Raw genomic sequence first — 14,653 nt, 5'->3', positions numbered from 1 at the left:
GCACCCGCGGCCGTGCCCGCACCGGCGGGGGCGCCGGCCGCGCCCGCTGCCACGCCGGCCGATCCCGGGCCGGCCGGGAGCGCAAGCCCCGATACCGATTCAGAAACAGCACAAGGACAAGATCAATGACCTCACGCGGACGCTTCATTACGCTGGAGGGCGTGGACGGCGCGGGCAAGAGCACGCATACCGTCTGGATCGCGGACTTTTTGCGTGGGCAGGGCGTGGACGTGGTGTCCACGCGCGAACCCGGCGGCACGCCGCTGGGCGAGAAGCTGCGCGCGCTGGTGCTGACCGACACGATGGGGCTGGACACGGAAACCCTGCTGATGTTCGCGGCCCGCTGCGAGCATGCGCGCCAGGTGATCGAGCCGGCGCTGGCGCGCGGCGCGTGGGTCGTGTGCGACCGCTATACCGACGCGACCTACGCCTACCAGGGCGGTGGACGCGGCTTGGGCGCCGCGCGCATCGCCGTGCTGGAGGACTGGATGCAGGCGGGCCAGCCCGATCGCACCTGGCTCTTCGATGTGCCGTTGGACGTGGCGCGCGCCCGTTTGGCCGATGCGCGCGAACCCGACCGCTTTGAACGCGAGGGCGCGGCATTCTTCGAGCGCACCCGCGAGGCCTATCACGCCCGCGCGAAGGCCGATCCGGGCCGCATCCATATCGTGAATTCCACGCAGTCCATCGAACGGATCCGCACGGAATTGGAAGCCGGGCTGCGCGAATTGCTGGCTGCCGAGGCATGAGCGCCCCCCAATTCCTGCCTTGGCAGATGGACACGGCACGGGCCTGGCTGGGCAATCGCGACCGCTTCGCCCACGCCTGGCTGGTGCACGGCCTGGCCGGCATCGGCAAGCTGGACTTCGCGATCGCCGCGGCCGCGAGCCTGCTTTGCGAAACGCCCGAGAACGGTCTGGCCTGCGGCCATTGCGCCGCCTGTGCCTGGTTCGCCAGCGGCAACCACCCTGACTTGCGCCGTATCCGGCCTGAAGCCGTGGCCGTGGAAGAGGGGGCTGACGCCGCCGAACCTGCTGAAGACGCGGAACCCGCCACCGGCTCCGCCAAGCGCGCACCGTCCAAGGAAATCCGCATCGACCAGATCCGTTCGCTGGAGTCGTGGTTCAACACCGCGACGCACCGGGGCGGGTGGCGCGTGGCGTTGCTGTACCCGGCGCACGCGCTGAACGTGGTGTCGTCCAATGCCTTGCTCAAGGTATTGGAAGAGCCGCCTCCGCATACGGTTTTCCTGCTGGTGGCCGACGCCCCGGACCGCCTGCTGCCGACGCTGGTGTCGCGCTGCCGGCGTTTGCCGCTGCCGGCGCCGGATCCGGATACCGCGCTGCAATGGCTGCGCGGCCAGAACGTCGAACCCGCGCGGGAATGGTTGGCGGCTGCTGGCGGCGCGCCGTTGGCCGCGCTGCGCCTGGCGCAGGCGGGCGACGCGCCGTGTCCGCCGTGGTTGTCGCAACTGATCGGCCCCCTTGCGCAGGGCCAATCGCCTGATGTTGGCACGTTGGCCGAATCGCTGGAAAAAGTGCCCGCCACTGAATGGATCGACGCGCTGCAACGCGTGTATACCGATCTGATGCTGGCTAGCGCAGGCGCACCGGTGCGTTACTTTCCGGCCCTGGCCACGGGCGTCGTCCAGGTCGCCGCCCGCATGGACCGCGCGCGCGTGGCCGAAGCCGCGCGCTGGCTGACGCGACAGCGCGCGCTGGCCACTCATCCGCTGAACGCCAAGCTTTTCGCGCACGCCACCCTGCAACGCGTGGTGCTATCCTGCCAGGCGTAAGTCCCTGATCCAGCGGCGTTTCTCCCGGCAACGGGATGAGGCGCCGCGGCTCCTTTCTCGTAGTCAAAACATGTACGTCGATTCCCACTGTCATTTGAATTTCCCGGAACTGGCTGCTGATCTGCCAGCCATCCTTGACCGCATGGCCGCCAACCAGGTGACGCACGCGCTGGTCGTCAGCGTCAATATGCCCGAATGGCCCGGCCTGATGGCGCTGGTCGAACCGCATTCCAATCTGTGGGCTTCGGTGGGCGTGCATCCCGACTACGAAGACACGCCGGACCCGACCCCGGAAGCGCTGGCGCAGTTGTCTGAGCATCCGAAGGTCGTGGCCATCGGCGAGACTGGTCTGGACTACTACCGCCTGTCGGAACCGCTGGATTGGCAGCGCGAGCGCTTCCGCCGCCACATCCGCGCTGCCCGCGATACGGGCTTGCCGCTGATCGTCCACACGCGTTCGTCCGCCGAGGACACGGTGCGCATGTTGCAGGAAGAGAAGGCGGCCGAGGTGGGCGGGGTCATGCACTGCTTCACCGAGAACTGGGACGTGGCGCAAGCCGCGCTGGACCAGAACTTCTACATCTCGCTCTCGGGCATCGTTACGTTCAAGAACGCCCAGGTCGTGCATGAAGTGGCCGCCAAGGTGCCGCTGGACCGTCTGTTGATCGAGACGGATTCGCCGTATCTGGCGCCGGTGCCGTACCGGGGCAAGCTCAACGATCCTTCCAAGGTGATCCATGTGGCCGAGAAGATCTCCGATCTGCGGGGCATCACGGTAGCGGAAGTGGCGCAGGCTTCCACGGACAATTTCTTCCGTCTTTTCAGTAAGATAAATAAATAAGTTAAACCTGATTATTTAATGTGATTTCTAGGATAGCCATGACCGCCCACGCTTTTACCGCCCGTCACATCCTGTTGTCGCATTGCCGGGGAGCGCTGCTGGCGCTGGCCATCGGGTTGGCCGCGCCTCTGGCGCACGCCGCCAACGCGGGCGACTGGTGGGTGTATGTCGCCAATGACTATCCCGACGACGTCAAGGACCTGCTGGCCCACGGGTCTGATCCCAATGTGCGCTACCAGAACGGCCAGCCCGCGCTGATGCGCGCGGTGGTGGATGGCGCCTGGAAGGTATTCGACGTGATCGCCGCGGACAAGCGTACCGACGTGAATGCCGAGAATCCGGCGGGCGAGACGCCGTTGATGTACCTGGCGATTGCCGGCCAGACCGAACGGGCGAAAAAGCTGATCGCGCGCGGGGCCGAGGTCAACCGGCTGGGCTGGACGCCGTTGCACTACGCAGCTTCCAAGGGGCAGATGGAGATGGCGCGCCTGCTGTTGTCAAAGAAGGCCATCGTCAATGCCCCGGCGCCTGGCGGCGAGACGCCGCTGATGATGGCGGCGCTGGGCGGCAATAAGGCGATGGTGGATCTATTGCTGAAATCGGGCGCCGATGTGACGACGCGCGATCTGAAAGGGCAGAGCGCGGCCGATTGGGCCCGCAACGGTAAGTCGGCGTCGCTGGCGACCGAACTGACGGCCATGGTGGCCAGCGCCGACGATGCCAAGCGCGCGCGCCGGGCGGCCAATCCGGCGCCAGAGGGCGGGGAAGCGGCCTCGGCCTCGGTCCCGGAAGCCGCTGTCCCAGTGGCGACACCCTCGGCGCAGCCTGCTCCGGCGGCGGCCGCGCCTGCGCCTGCGGCATCGCCCAGCGTGGGTGGCGTGTCGGGCGTGAGGCTGAACAACTACGACACGCCGGCCTCCCCCTGAGGCCAGTTGGGTCGGCGGGGCCGCCAGCCAGGGCTGGCCGGCCCGCGCCGCGGCACTCCGCCACCGCTTAAATCACGTAGTTTTTGTAGCGCTCGATATATTCGCGGGCGCTGGCATTCAATTCGCGCACGCAACGTTCGGCTTCGTCGGCGTTGCCGCGAACCATCGCGTCCAGCAGGGCGCGGTATTGCTTGATTCCCATCTCTGAACGGCCCGGCAGCAACGCCACGCGGCGCATCGACACGCGGGTGCGGTCGTAGATGCGTTCGATCATGTCGCTAAGCACGGGGTTGCCCGCCAGTTCTTTCACGTGATTGCGGAATTGCTCGATCGTGGCCACATGGGCCTCGATGTCGCCGTTCTTCAGGCTTTGCTCGAAGGGCTCGCCTAGCAGGGTCTGCATGGCTTCCCAATCCGCGGGCTTCGCATTGGCGATCGCCAGCCGCACGGCCAACCCGTCCAGCGCTTCACGCACCTGATAGAGGCGATACGTGGTTTCCATGTCCACCAGCGCGACGACGGCGCCCTTGTTGGGCACGCGTTCCACCAGCGCGCGGTCTTCCAGCGTGGCCAGCACTTCACGCGCCTTGGCGCGCGGGATGTCGTAGGCGCGGGCCAAGTCCTCTTCGGGTACGCGGGTGCCTGGCAGCAACGCTTGCGAGGCGATGCGTTCCCGCAGATCAAGAATGACGTCGTGGGTCGAGGCCGCCTTGCGCTGTTCTGTCGTGACGGCGTCAGAGGGGGGATGGGCGCGTTTGGTGGGCATGTAGGCACCTGGATTGAGTCGCGGCAAGCATAGCATTATTTTGAACTCAAGATTGTGCACAATCAAGAATGCTAAATTGTAAATTGTCGTTGACACAATAAAACGCACAAGAATATAGTGGTTTCACTTCGTCGGCTTACCCACGCATCCAAGGAGCTCAGGGCAATGAAAGACGCTGTGCAGTCATCTCAATTTCCTGGTCCGCAATGCCCGGCCTGCCTGCAGCGGCCGCATGCCGCCGTGGCGCCAGGCGTGGCCAATGGCCCGCCGGTGTTTCGTGCGCCGCACGCGGCATAAGGGGTATTCCATGCATACGTTGTTGAAACTGAAGAACGCCCGCAAAGTCGTCAGCCAGCTGGGGGCCGCCCGGTCCGGCATGGAAGTGCTGGTGCTCTACGACCTGCATACCGACCACAATGTCGAGCCGCTGGCCATCGCCGTGGACGAGGCGGGCGCGGGTTTGAACCTGCTGCAGATCGCCGGGTCCACGCGCCACGGCCGCCAGTTTTCGCCCGTGGTGGCGCAGGCCATGCAGGCCGCCGACCTGGTGATCGCGCTGACCCGCGCCAATGCCGCACACACGGATGCGCGCCAGCAGGCGACCCGGGCCGGCGTGGGGGTCATCGTGTTGCCGGAATCGCATCAGGCCGACTTTTTCCTGGCCGAGGGCTGGGAGGCTGACTTCGACGCCCTGCGCCCGCAGATCGAAGGTCTGGCCGACGCCCTGACACGGGCGGATACGGCCCGGGTGACGACAGCGCTGGGCACCGACGTCACCATGAGCATCGCCGGCCGCCGGGGCAGGGCCCTGCACGGTTTCGCCAATACAACCGATATTTCGGCCGGGTATTGCCTGGAATCCAGCCTGGCGCCGGTGGAAGGAACGGCCGAGGGCGTGATCGTGGTGAACGCCAGCATCCCCGGCGTGTCGTTGATCCGCGACGAACCGGTGCGCATCCATATCGAGAAAGGGATGGCCGTGGCGATCGAAGGGGGCGCGGTGGCCCGCCAGTTCCGCGACCTGCTGGCCAGCTTCAACGACCCGCTCGTCTACAACCTGGGCGAGCTGGGCGTCGGCATGAATCCGCGCTGCGAGCTGGACGGCACCATGCTGTCGGACGAGTCCGTGTACGGGTCGATCCAACTGGCGCTGGGTACCAGCGCCTACATCGGCGGCACAGTCAAGGCGGCGGCGCATTACGACACCATCGTCACGGACGCCACGCTTACGCTGGACGGCCGCGTGGTGCTGCAAGGCACCGAACTTCGGCTCGCGGAGGCGCCATGAGCATCGATCTGAGCGTCGGGCAGGACGGCGTGGCGACCGTGCTGATGAACCGCCCGGCCAAGCGCAACGCCTTCACGCTGGACATGTATCGGGATTTTGGCCGGATCATGGGCGAACTGGATGCCGATGACGCCGTGCGCTGCGTGGTGCTGCGTGGCGCGGGCGGCGCGTTCTGCGCCGGCAGCGACATTGCGGGCTTTGGCGACGATCGCGACGGCGCGGCGCAGGCGGCGGACTATGCCGCCTTCACGCTGTCGATGACCGACCGCCTGAAGCACCTGCGCCATCCGACGCTGGCCTGCATCGAAGGCGTATGCGTGGGGGGCGGGCTGGAGCTGGCGGCATTGTGCGACATCCGGATCGCCGGGCGCGGCAGCCGTTACGGCATCCCCGTCAATCGGATCGGCCTGACCGTCGACCACCAGGAAATGGCGGACCTGATTGCGGTCATCGGCGCCACGCGGGTGCTGGAGATCCTGTTGGAAGGCCATGTTTTCGGCGCCGAGGAAGCCCTGTCGAAAGGCTTGCTGAGCCGCGTCGTAGATGACGAGCGCGTGGTCGAGCAGGCTTATGCCGCGGCGGGCCGCATCGCCGCCGCCGCGCCGCTGGTGAACCGCTGGCACAAGCGGTTTGCCGGCCAGTTGCGCGCAGGGCGTCCGTTGACCGATGCCGAGCGCCGCGAGGCCTACGCCTGTTTCGGCACCGAAGACTATCGGCGCGGACGCGAGGCGTTCGCCCGTAAGCAGGTTCCCGAATTCACCGGCCGCTGACCGGCCACCGACCCGAGACGGATCCGACATGACTCAAGCTGCATCTCCCTTGGCCGGCATCAAGATCCTGGATCTGTCCCAGATCATGGCCGGCCCGTATTGCACGATGGTGCTGGCCGACCTGGGTGCCGAGGTCATCAAGGTCGAGAAGACCGGCACGGGCGACGATTCCCGCGAGATGGGTCCCTACGTGAACGGGGAATCCACCTGCTTCGCACAGATCAACCGCAACAAGCAGGGCATCGCGCTGAACTTGAAGGACCCCGAGGCGCGCGAGGTGCTGTATGAGCTGGCGCGCTGGGCCGACGTGGTGGTGGAGAACTACCGCGTGGGCGTGACCCGGTCGCTGGGCGTGGACTACGAGACGCTGTCGCGGATCAATCCGCGCCTGGTGTATTGCTCGATTTCCGGTTATGGCCAGTCCGGGCCTTATGCGGGCAAGGGCGGCTTTGATCTGGTGGCGCAAGGCATGAGCGGCATCATGAGCATGACAGGCGAGCCGGGCGGACGGCCGCTGAAGTCCGGCATCGCCATCTATGACGTGGGCGCGGGGCTGACGGCGGTTTACGCCATCCTGGCCGCCTGCATCCATCAGATGAAGACAGGCGAAGGGCAGCACATCGATATCGCCCTGGCCGAATGCGGCTTGCCGTGGTTCGTGTGGGAAGCCGCCGCGTACTTCGCCGACGGCACCGTGCCGGAGGGCACGGGCAGCCGCCATCGGGTGTCCGCGCCATACCAGGCGTTCGGCACGCGCATGGGCTTCATCATGATCGGCGCCGCCAACCAGCGTACCTGGGAGCGCCTGTGCGCCGATGTGCTGGAGCGCCCTGAACTGATCGCCGATCCGCGCTTCGTGACCAACTCCGACCGGTTGGCCAATATCGCCGAGCTGGAGCCCATCCTTGAGGCCGAGTTCGCCCGCGCCGACGCCGTGGAATGGATCTCGCGCTGCGAACGGGCGTCGGTGCCTTGCGGACCCATCAACGATTTCGGCCAGGCGATGCAAGACCCGCACTATCTGGCGCGTGGCATGGTGCAGGAGCTGGACCACCCCGCGTTGGGCACGATGAAGACCATCGGCATCCCCACTAAATTCTCGCGGACGCCGGGCGCCTTGCGCACCGCGGCGCCGGTGATGGGCCAGCACACCGACGACGTGCTGCGGCGTTTCGGCGTCCCCGAAGACCGGATCGCGGGCATGCGCGCAAGGGGAGTGATCGCGTAGTCCGGACATCCGCAGCAGGCAATACCGAAGTCGCATCCAAGCACCAGGGGACGCCGGCGTGGCACGCGCCGGCGGCTATTCGAAGTTGAACAACGATGTTCACGCCGCAAGGAACCTTCATGACGCAGCCTACTCATCTTTCCCGACGCGATTTCCTCACCGCCAGCGCCGCGCTGGCGGCCGCGGGCGCGGTGCCCGGCCTGGCCTGGGCGCAGGCCCAGGCGGCCCCGCCGTTCCGGTTGGGCGCGCTCAATTCCATCACCGGCGTCGGCGGGCCGTATGGTCCGGCCATGCTGGAGGCCATCAAGATCGCCATTGCGGAAGTCAACGGCGCGGGCGGCGCGGCAGGCCGGCAGATCCAGCTGTACGCCGAAGACGACCAGACCAAGCCCGATGCGGCCGTGTTGGCCGTGAAAAAGCTGATCGAGATCAACAAGGCCGAAGCGGTGGTGGGCATCTGGCCATCGTCGGTGGGGCTGGCCGCCATGCCGATCACCAACGCGGCGGGGCTCATCACCATGAACACCTGCGGCGCGCCCGAAATGCTGACCGAGAACAAGCAGGGGCTGGCGTGGATGTTCCAGGCGTCCAATGCCGTGTTCGGCCGCGCGTTCGCCGAAGTGGCGCGCCAGCGCGGCTTCAAGCGGCCGGCGGTGATGGCATTCAACAATTCCACCTTTGTCGGGCAGGCCAACTATTTCCGGGACGCCTGGCGGGAGAAGGGCGGCGACGTCAGCGCGTTCACGGTCTACGAGCCGAACCAGACCAGCTACCGCACCGAGCTGAACAAGGTGCTGGCGTCCAAGCCCGATGTGATTTCGCTGAGCGCCTACCGGCCCGACGCCACCATCATCCTGAAGGAGTGGTTCCAGACCGGCCAGGACTGCAAGTTCATCATGCCGGGCTGGACCGCCAATGAAGACCTGGTCCGCGCGCTGGGCAAGGAGGCGACGGAGGGCATCATTTCGATCTCGAACGTCGCCGCGCACGAACATGCGGCCTACAAGCGCTTCGCCGCCGAATTCCGCAAGCGCACCAAGCGCGAGCCTGACATCTTCGCTTCCCAGTCCTATGACATGGTGATCACGCTGGCGCTGGCCATCGAGGCGGCGGGCGCTCAAGCGGACGTGGCGGCCATCAACGGCAAGATCCGGGCGGTGACGGCGGAGGGCGGCGGCGAAAAAGTCAGCGGCTTCGCCCAGGGGCAGGCGTTGTTGCGCGCCGGCAAAGCGGTGGACTACGACGGCGCGTCGTCGCGGCTGGACTTCGGCAAGCACGGCGAGACCGTGCCCGATTTCGGCGTATTCGACATCCGCGACGGCAAGCTGGTGCTTAACGAAGTCATCGCCGGCAAAGTCTGACGGACTATCCAAGGGGAACATAAGATGGATGCAATCACCGTCATCAACGCCGGGATCAACGGCGTTGTGATCGGGATGCTGCTGGCGTTGCCGGCACTGGCGATTACGCTGGTGTTCGGCATTGCCCGCTTTCCCAACGCCGCCAGCGGCGACTACATGACGCTGGGGGCCTATGCGGCCGTTTTTACCCAGGCGCTGGCCGGCGGATCCATGCTGGCGGGCGGCCTGGTTGCCGTCGCGGCGACTACCGCCGTCAGCCTTTTCTTCTATGCGTGGGTGTTCCGGCCGCTGGAGTCCCGCTCCAATGTGTCGCGGCTGATCGCTTCGATCGGGGTCGCGTTCGCCTTGCGCAGCACGATCACGTTCTTCGCCGGGCAAGACCAATACACCTTCGACCTTCCCCTGACCCGGGCGTGGAACTTCGGCGGCGTGCGGATCCTGCCCACCGACGTCTACATCGTGGGCATCGCCGTGGCGGCGCTGGCGCTGGTCTTCGCGCTGATGCACATGACGCCGACCGGGCGGCGCATGCGGGCGGTGGCCGACAACCCCGAGCTGGCGGCAGCCAGCGGCATTCGCGGTCGGCGCGTCATGGTCACGCTGTGGAGTATCGCCGGGGCCTATTGCGGTCTGGGCGGGGTGCTGCTGGGCGTGAAGGCCGTGGTGATCCCCGAGCTGGGCTGGGAATTGCTGATGCCCATGTTCGCGGCCGTGATCCTGGGCGGGATCGGCAATCCGGTGGGCGCGATCGTCGGGATCATGGTGTTCAGCATTGCGCAGGAAGTGGCCAGCCTGGTGGTGGGGCCGGCCTACAAGATCGTCTTCGCGTTCGCGGTGCTGCTGTGCGTGCTGCTGCTGCGTCCCCAGGGTATTTTCGGCCGGCCGATGGCGGCGAGGTGACATGATGGAAGCCTATCTGATTGCAATCGCCATCGGGATCCTGATCTACATGCTGCTGGCCTTCGGCCTGTCGCTGCACTACGGGTTCACTGGCTTGATCAACTTCGGCCACGTCGGCTTCTTCGCGATCGGCGCGTACACGTCGGCGCTGCTGTCGCTAAAAGGCGTGCCGGTGCCGGCGTCCATGGCGGCGGCCGCCGCGTTCGCGGCCTTGGCGGCCTATCCGCTGGGCATGATCGCATTGCGGCTGGGCAGCGACTACCTGGCCATCGTGACCTTGGGGTTCTCGGAATCCGTGCGCATGGTCTTGCAGACCGAGGAATGGCTGACGCGCGGGATGCACGGCCTGCCGGGCATCCCGCGGCTGTTCGCCGGCTGGGCCTCGCCGCAAACCGTAGACCTGTGGATCATGGTGCTGCTGCTGGCCGTGAATGCGGGCGCGTTGCTGCTGATCCATCTGGTGATCCGCAGCCCCTTCGGACGCGTCATCGAAGCGGTGCGCGACAACGAGGTCGCTGTTCGCGCGCTCGGCAAGGACCCGGCCAAATTCAAGACGCGGTCGCTGATGCTGGGGGCGGGGCTGGCCGGGCTGGCCGGCGCGTTCCAGGCGCACTACCTGACCTTCATCAGTCCCGAGCAGTTCGTGCCGCTGATCACCTTCTATATCTGGATTGCCATCATCCTGGGCGGCGTGGGGCGCTTGAGCGGGGTCGTGGCGGGCACAGTGCTGCTGGTCGGATTCCTGGAAGGATCGCGCTTCGTGCGGGACTTCGTCGGGGGAATTTCCGAAGTGCAGATGGCTAGCGTACGGATCGGCATCATCGGCATCGCGCTCATCTGCGTGGTGCTGTATCGGCCGCAGGGCCTGTTCGGCAACACGTCGACACGCAGGAGAAAGGCATGACGCTGCTTTCCATCACCAGCCTGAGCGCCAGCTTCGGCGGCTTCAAGGCGCTGGACGACGTCACGGTCGAAGTCCGCAAGGGCGAGCTGGTCGGGGTGATCGGCACAAACGGGGCGGGCAAGAGCACGCTGTTTTCAGTCGTCACGGGATACATCCCGCCCACCTCGGGGTGCGTGCGGTTCGCGGACGAGGACATTACCGGCGTGGCTGTGCATCAACGTGTGCGCCGTGGCCTGGCGCGTACGTTCCAGGTGCCGCGCGAGTTCAGTCAGTTGACTGTCTTCGACAACATGATGGCGGCGGCGCCTGACCAGCGCGGCGAAAAGCTGGCGGCGCTGCTATTCGCGCGCCGTGAGGTCGCCCGCGAAGAGGCGCGCAACGCTGAACGCGTGCATGAATTGCTGGCATTCCTGAACCTGTCGCGGGTGGCGGACGAGCCGGCCGGCAAACTGTCCGGCGGCCAGAAAAAGCTGCTGGAACTTGGGCGGCTGCTGATGCTGGAGCCGCGCTGCATCTTGCTGGACGAGCCGTTTGCCGGTGTCAATCCGGTGCTCATCGAAGAGCTGTCGGCGCGCATCGTCGAATTGAACCAGCGCGGCCTGACGGTGGCGATCATCGAGCACAACCTGGACGAATTGGCGCGGATCGTGCCGCGCATGTACGTCATGGACCGGGGACGGGTGATCGCCGAAGGCGCGCCCGATGGCGTGCTGGCAAACGAACGCGTGCGCGAAGCCTATATGGGAGGGGTGATATGAGTCTGCTCGTCATGCAAGGCCTGTCCGGCGGCTATGCCGAAGTGGACATCGTCAGCGGCATCGACATGACGGTGGCCGCCAACGAGATCGTCACCATCGCCGGCACCAATGGCGCGGGCAAGTCCACGCTGGTCAAGGCGGTGATGGGGCTTTTGCCGCGCATCACGGGCGCGATGGCGTTCGACGGCCGGAACCTGCTGGCGCTGCCCGTGGAGGAACGCGTGCGTATCGGCATTTCGTACGTGCCCCAGGTGCGCAACGTGTTCGGTGCCCTGACCGTGCTGGAGAACCTGCAGGTGGTCGAGCACGTGCAGGGGCGCGAGCAGCGCATCCGCGACATGTTCGACCTGTTTCCGGCCTTGGCCGGGCGCCGCAAGACGCATGCCGAAAACCTGTCCGGTGGCGAGCGCCAGCAGTTGGCGTTCGCACGGGCGTTGATGTCGTCGCCCCGCCTGATGGTGCTTGACGAGCCGTCGGCGGCCTTGTCGCCGGCGCTGACCGAGCAGGTGTTCGCCGAGGTGCGCCGCTTGCCGCAGATCGGCGTGGCCGTGCTGATGGTCGAGCAGCGTGCCCGTCAGGCGCTGGCCTTCAGCGACCGGGGCTACATCCTGGACTCGGGCCGGATCGTGCTGACCGACACGGGGCAGGCGCTGCTGGCCAATCAGCACATGAGCGACTTGTACATCGGGCGGGGCGGCCATCCTTCCGGCGCCCGGCCGCCGGCCTGAGGACGGCGCCGTCCTTGCCTGCAACCCTTCATCCTCATTCAGGAGCCGCACTTTGCCCACTTCCGACACGATTGACCGCCCGGCTTCCGCCGTGCGCCGTTCCGCGCCCGGCACCATCGCCGCCTTGACCGCCACGGAGGGGCTGGCGGCGCTTGCGCAGGGCAGCCTGACTTGCGAGGCCTGGGCGAGGGCCTGCCTGGACCGGATCGACGAACGCAACGCCGGCGTCCAGGCCTGGGTGCGGGTGGATGCCGACGGCGCGCTGGCGCGGGCGCGCGAATGGGACCGCCACGGCCGACGGCGCTTGCTGGACGGGGTGCCGCTGGGCATCAAGGACACCATCGATACCGCCGACATGCCCACGGAACTGGGCGATCCGGAGATTTTTCCCGGGCGTCAGCCCGACGCGGACGCACCGGTCGTGACGCAGGCGCATGCGCTGGGCTTTAACGTCTTGGGCAAGAACACGGTGTCGCGGCACGCCATCATGCTGCCCGGGCCCGCGCGCAATCCGCACGACCTGAGCCGCACGCCCGCCGCTTCGTCCGCCGGCTCGGCCGCCGCCGTCGCGGACTTCATGACGCCGCTGTCCATCGGCACGCAGACCGCGGGGTCCATCCTGCGGCCATCCGCCTTTTGCGGCGCGGTGGGGTTCAAGCCCACGCTGGATGCGATTCCCTACGTCGGCATCCGGCGTTATTCGCGCGTCCTGGACGTGATCGGCCCGATCACGCGCAGCGTGGACGATGCTGCGCTGTTCATGCGCGCCTTCACAGGAGACCCGCGTTACGACGCGACGCTGCCGCTGCGGACCGATTTCCGGGCGGGCGTGTGGCGGCCCAAGGACTGGGCCGACGCCGAACCCTGCATGAGAGAGAGCTTCGAGGCGAACCTGCGCGCCTTGTCCGCGGCGGGCGTCACGGTGAAGGAACTGGAGATGCCGGCGGCGTTCGACACGATGGGCGAGGCGCAGGACGTGATCATGGCCTACGACCTGGCTCGCGAGTATGCGGCGATCAAGCGCGATCACGCTGCGTTGTGCGATCCGGGGCTGATCGACTATCTGACGATGGGCGAGGGGGTGTCGGCGGCCGACTATGCCGGCGCGTTGGACTCGGCCGATGCTTGCCGCCGGGCCTTCTATGACGCGGCGCGCGAGGTCGATGCCGTAGTCATGCCGTCCACGCTGGGCGAAGCGCCGCCCGCCAGCAGCACCGGCAGCTCGGCGTTCATCCGGATCTGGTCGCTTTTGCACAATCCGTCGATCACGTTGCCGGTGGCGCGCGGGCCTCACGGCCTGCCGCTGGGATTCCAGATGGTCGGCTTCGTCAAGGAGGACGCCCGGCTGCTGTACTGGGCCCGTTGCGCCGAACGCATCCTGGGGTCGACCGCGCATCGGGCCTAAGCGCCGTCCAGGCCCGCAAACGGATATCGTCCGACGCCCTTCGGCGGAAATGTCGGACGTTTTGGCGCTTTCAGGCGCCTTTTTTCATCCTCAGATTCGGGGTTTTCCCTGTTATTTCTCAATAATCGGGAATCAAAAGCGTAGATTTAGCCGGAAATTGATAATCTCAGCGCCATATTGCTTGGAGTTGAGATTGATGGCGGATCCCTCGGTAGGGGCAGGCGCGGATCGCGTCCTATATGTGCTGGCCACTTTGGCCCGGCACGACGGCACCCTGACCATTGCCGCGCTGGCCGAGAAGACCGGCCTGGCCCAAAGCACGCTGTACCGTCAGGTGGCGTTGCTGAAACGCTGGGGATTCGTGGCCGAACACGAAGGGGAATATGGTCCGGGGCCGCTGTGCGTCCAACTGGCCTGGGGCTTTGACCAGTCGTCGTTCCTGATCCATGAAGCGCAGCCCGACATGGCCGCGCTGGCCGCCGCCTCCGGGGAAACCATAGGCTTGCTGGTGGCCGTCAAGGACCAGGCCGTGTGCCTGGACATGGTGGAAAGCCAGCACCCGCTGCGCTGTTCCTTTACCAAGGGCCGCGGCCTGCCGCTGGCGCGCGGCGCCTCGGCGAAATCCCTGTTGGCGTTCATGCCGCAGGCCCGGTTGCAGACTGCGCTGGCCTATCTGGCCGCCGAAGCCGGCGTCGATGCGGCGCGCCTGGCCGATGAATTGGAAACCATCCGGGCCCAAGGCTATGCCGTGACGGACAGCGAAGTCGATGCTGGCGTCTGGGGTGTCAGCGTGCCGATCTTCCAGCGCCCCCACCAGGCCGTGGCCTCCATCACGCTGATGGCGCCGTCCACCCGCGCCGCCCAGCGTCCCCAGGCCCTGATCGACCTGACCGTCGCCGCCGCCCGGCGCATTTCCGAACGTTTGAAGGTGCACTGACCCGCCGGTTGAGGGATTGCGCCGCCCCTTGAATTCCACGTTGTAC

At 66.6% G+C, this 14,653-nt stretch carries 15 protein-coding genes; 14 read left to right on the top strand and 1 reads right to left on the bottom strand.

Going from position 1 to position 14,653, the window contains the following annotated elements:
- Positions 1-125 precede the first annotated feature (125 nt).
- The 4 genes from tmk (at position 126) to HG262_RS25405 (ending at position 3,562) form a co-directional block, all read left to right on the top strand.
- Entirely contained in the window at positions 126-749 is a 624-nt protein-coding gene (gene tmk / locus HG262_RS25420; RefSeq protein ID WP_169273655.1) for a dTMP kinase, read from the top strand.
- On the top strand, positions 746-1,795 hold the full coding sequence (gene holB, locus HG262_RS25415) for a DNA polymerase III subunit delta' (RefSeq protein WP_169273654.1): 1,050 nt from the start codon (positions 746-748) through the stop codon (positions 1,793-1,795). Before tmk ends, holB begins: the two co-directional genes overlap by 4 nt.
- Before the next feature lie 70 nt (positions 1,796-1,865).
- Complete coding sequence (locus HG262_RS25410; RefSeq protein ID WP_169273653.1) at positions 1,866-2,636, top strand: TatD family hydrolase; 771 nt, start codon at positions 1,866-1,868, stop codon at positions 2,634-2,636.
- Between the two features lie 38 nt (positions 2,637-2,674).
- Positions 2,675-3,562 (top strand): ankyrin repeat domain-containing protein, encoded by an 888-nt coding sequence (locus HG262_RS25405; RefSeq protein WP_169273652.1) that lies wholly within the window; start codon positions 2,675-2,677, stop codon positions 3,560-3,562.
- Between the two features lie 67 nt (positions 3,563-3,629).
- On the opposite strand, the gene HG262_RS25400 is transcribed toward HG262_RS25405, so the two are convergent.
- Entirely contained in the window at positions 3,630-4,328 is a 699-nt protein-coding gene (locus tag HG262_RS25400; RefSeq protein WP_169273651.1) for a GntR family transcriptional regulator, read from the bottom strand.
- Positions 4,329-4,635: 307 nt separating this feature from the next.
- On the opposite strand from HG262_RS25400, the gene HG262_RS25395 reads away from it, so the two are divergent.
- The 10 genes from HG262_RS25395 to HG262_RS25350 all read left to right on the top strand — a co-directional run bounded on the left by HG262_RS25395 (position 4,636) and on the right by HG262_RS25350 (position 14,607).
- Positions 4,636-5,616, top strand: coding sequence for a hypothetical protein (locus HG262_RS25395; protein ID WP_169273650.1), 981 nt, complete (start codon positions 4,636-4,638; stop codon positions 5,614-5,616).
- Positions 5,613-6,386 carry an enoyl-CoA hydratase-related protein gene (locus HG262_RS25390; RefSeq protein ID WP_169273649.1) on the top strand — a complete coding sequence of 258 codons (774 nt, stop codon included), beginning with the start codon at positions 5,613-5,615 and terminating at the stop codon, positions 6,384-6,386. The genes HG262_RS25395 and HG262_RS25390 overlap by 4 nt, the downstream gene beginning before the upstream one ends.
- A 28-nt stretch (positions 6,387-6,414) precedes the next feature.
- On the top strand, positions 6,415-7,614 hold the full coding sequence (locus HG262_RS25385; RefSeq protein WP_169273648.1) for a CoA transferase: 1,200 nt from the start codon (positions 6,415-6,417) through the stop codon (positions 7,612-7,614).
- A 119-nt stretch (positions 7,615-7,733) separates the two neighbouring features.
- Complete coding sequence (locus HG262_RS25380) at positions 7,734-8,975, top strand: ABC transporter substrate-binding protein (protein WP_248293497.1); 1,242 nt, start codon at positions 7,734-7,736, stop codon at positions 8,973-8,975.
- 24 nt (positions 8,976-8,999) lie between these two features.
- A complete protein-coding gene (locus HG262_RS25375; protein ID WP_169273646.1) occupies positions 9,000-9,875 on the top strand; it encodes a branched-chain amino acid ABC transporter permease in 876 nt (291 codons plus the stop codon).
- A gap of 1 nt (position 9,876) precedes the next feature.
- Complete coding sequence (locus HG262_RS25370; RefSeq protein WP_211187770.1) at positions 9,877-10,779, top strand: branched-chain amino acid ABC transporter permease; 903 nt, start codon at positions 9,877-9,879, stop codon at positions 10,777-10,779.
- Complete coding sequence (locus HG262_RS25365; RefSeq protein WP_169273645.1) at positions 10,776-11,537, top strand: ABC transporter ATP-binding protein; 762 nt, start codon at positions 10,776-10,778, stop codon at positions 11,535-11,537. The genes HG262_RS25370 and HG262_RS25365 overlap by 4 nt, the downstream gene beginning before the upstream one ends.
- Entirely contained in the window at positions 11,534-12,265 is a 732-nt protein-coding gene (locus HG262_RS25360; RefSeq protein WP_169273644.1) for an ABC transporter ATP-binding protein, read from the top strand. The genes HG262_RS25365 and HG262_RS25360 overlap by 4 nt, the downstream gene beginning before the upstream one ends.
- A gap of 52 nt (positions 12,266-12,317) precedes the next feature.
- Positions 12,318-13,670, top strand: a complete 1,353-nt coding sequence (locus tag HG262_RS25355) for an amidase (RefSeq protein ID WP_169273643.1) — start codon at positions 12,318-12,320, stop codon at positions 13,668-13,670.
- A 196-nt stretch (positions 13,671-13,866) separates the two neighbouring features.
- A complete protein-coding gene (locus HG262_RS25350) occupies positions 13,867-14,607 on the top strand; it encodes an IclR family transcriptional regulator (RefSeq protein ID WP_169273642.1) in 741 nt (246 codons plus the stop codon).
- Positions 14,608-14,653 lie beyond the last annotated feature (46 nt).

This window comes from Achromobacter sp. Bel, from assembly GCF_012928505.1.
Taxonomy (GTDB): Bacteria; Pseudomonadota; Gammaproteobacteria; order Burkholderiales; family Burkholderiaceae_B; genus Achromobacter.
This window is presented reverse-complemented; position numbering and strand designations above follow the sequence as displayed.

Bases quoted from the DNA above. Each gene is read 5' to 3' on its own strand.
- tmk (WP_169273655.1), top strand. From the start codon at position 126: ATGACCTCACGCGGACGCTTCATTACGCTGGAGGGCGTGGACGGCGCG.
- holB (WP_169273654.1), top strand. From the start codon at position 746: ATGAGCGCCCCCCAATTCCTGCCTTGGCAGATGGACACGGCACGGGCC.
- HG262_RS25410 (WP_169273653.1), top strand. From the start codon at position 1,866: ATGTACGTCGATTCCCACTGTCATTTGAATTTCCCGGAACTGGCTGCT.
- HG262_RS25405 (WP_169273652.1), top strand. From the start codon at position 2,675: ATGACCGCCCACGCTTTTACCGCCCGTCACATCCTGTTGTCGCATTGC.
- HG262_RS25400 (WP_169273651.1), bottom strand. From the start codon at position 4,328: ATGCCCACCAAACGCGCCCATCCCCCCTCTGACGCCGTCACGACAGAA.
- HG262_RS25395 (WP_169273650.1), top strand. From the start codon at position 4,636: ATGCATACGTTGTTGAAACTGAAGAACGCCCGCAAAGTCGTCAGCCAG.
- HG262_RS25390 (WP_169273649.1), top strand. From the start codon at position 5,613: ATGAGCATCGATCTGAGCGTCGGGCAGGACGGCGTGGCGACCGTGCTG.
- HG262_RS25385 (WP_169273648.1), top strand. From the start codon at position 6,415: ATGACTCAAGCTGCATCTCCCTTGGCCGGCATCAAGATCCTGGATCTG.
- HG262_RS25380 (WP_248293497.1), top strand. From the start codon at position 7,734: ATGACGCAGCCTACTCATCTTTCCCGACGCGATTTCCTCACCGCCAGC.
- HG262_RS25375 (WP_169273646.1), top strand. From the start codon at position 9,000: ATGGATGCAATCACCGTCATCAACGCCGGGATCAACGGCGTTGTGATC.
- HG262_RS25370 (WP_211187770.1), top strand. From the start codon at position 9,877: ATGATGGAAGCCTATCTGATTGCAATCGCCATCGGGATCCTGATCTAC.
- HG262_RS25365 (WP_169273645.1), top strand. From the start codon at position 10,776: ATGACGCTGCTTTCCATCACCAGCCTGAGCGCCAGCTTCGGCGGCTTC.
- HG262_RS25360 (WP_169273644.1), top strand. From the start codon at position 11,534: ATGAGTCTGCTCGTCATGCAAGGCCTGTCCGGCGGCTATGCCGAAGTG.
- HG262_RS25350 (WP_169273642.1), top strand. From the start codon at position 13,867: ATGGCGGATCCCTCGGTAGGGGCAGGCGCGGATCGCGTCCTATATGTG.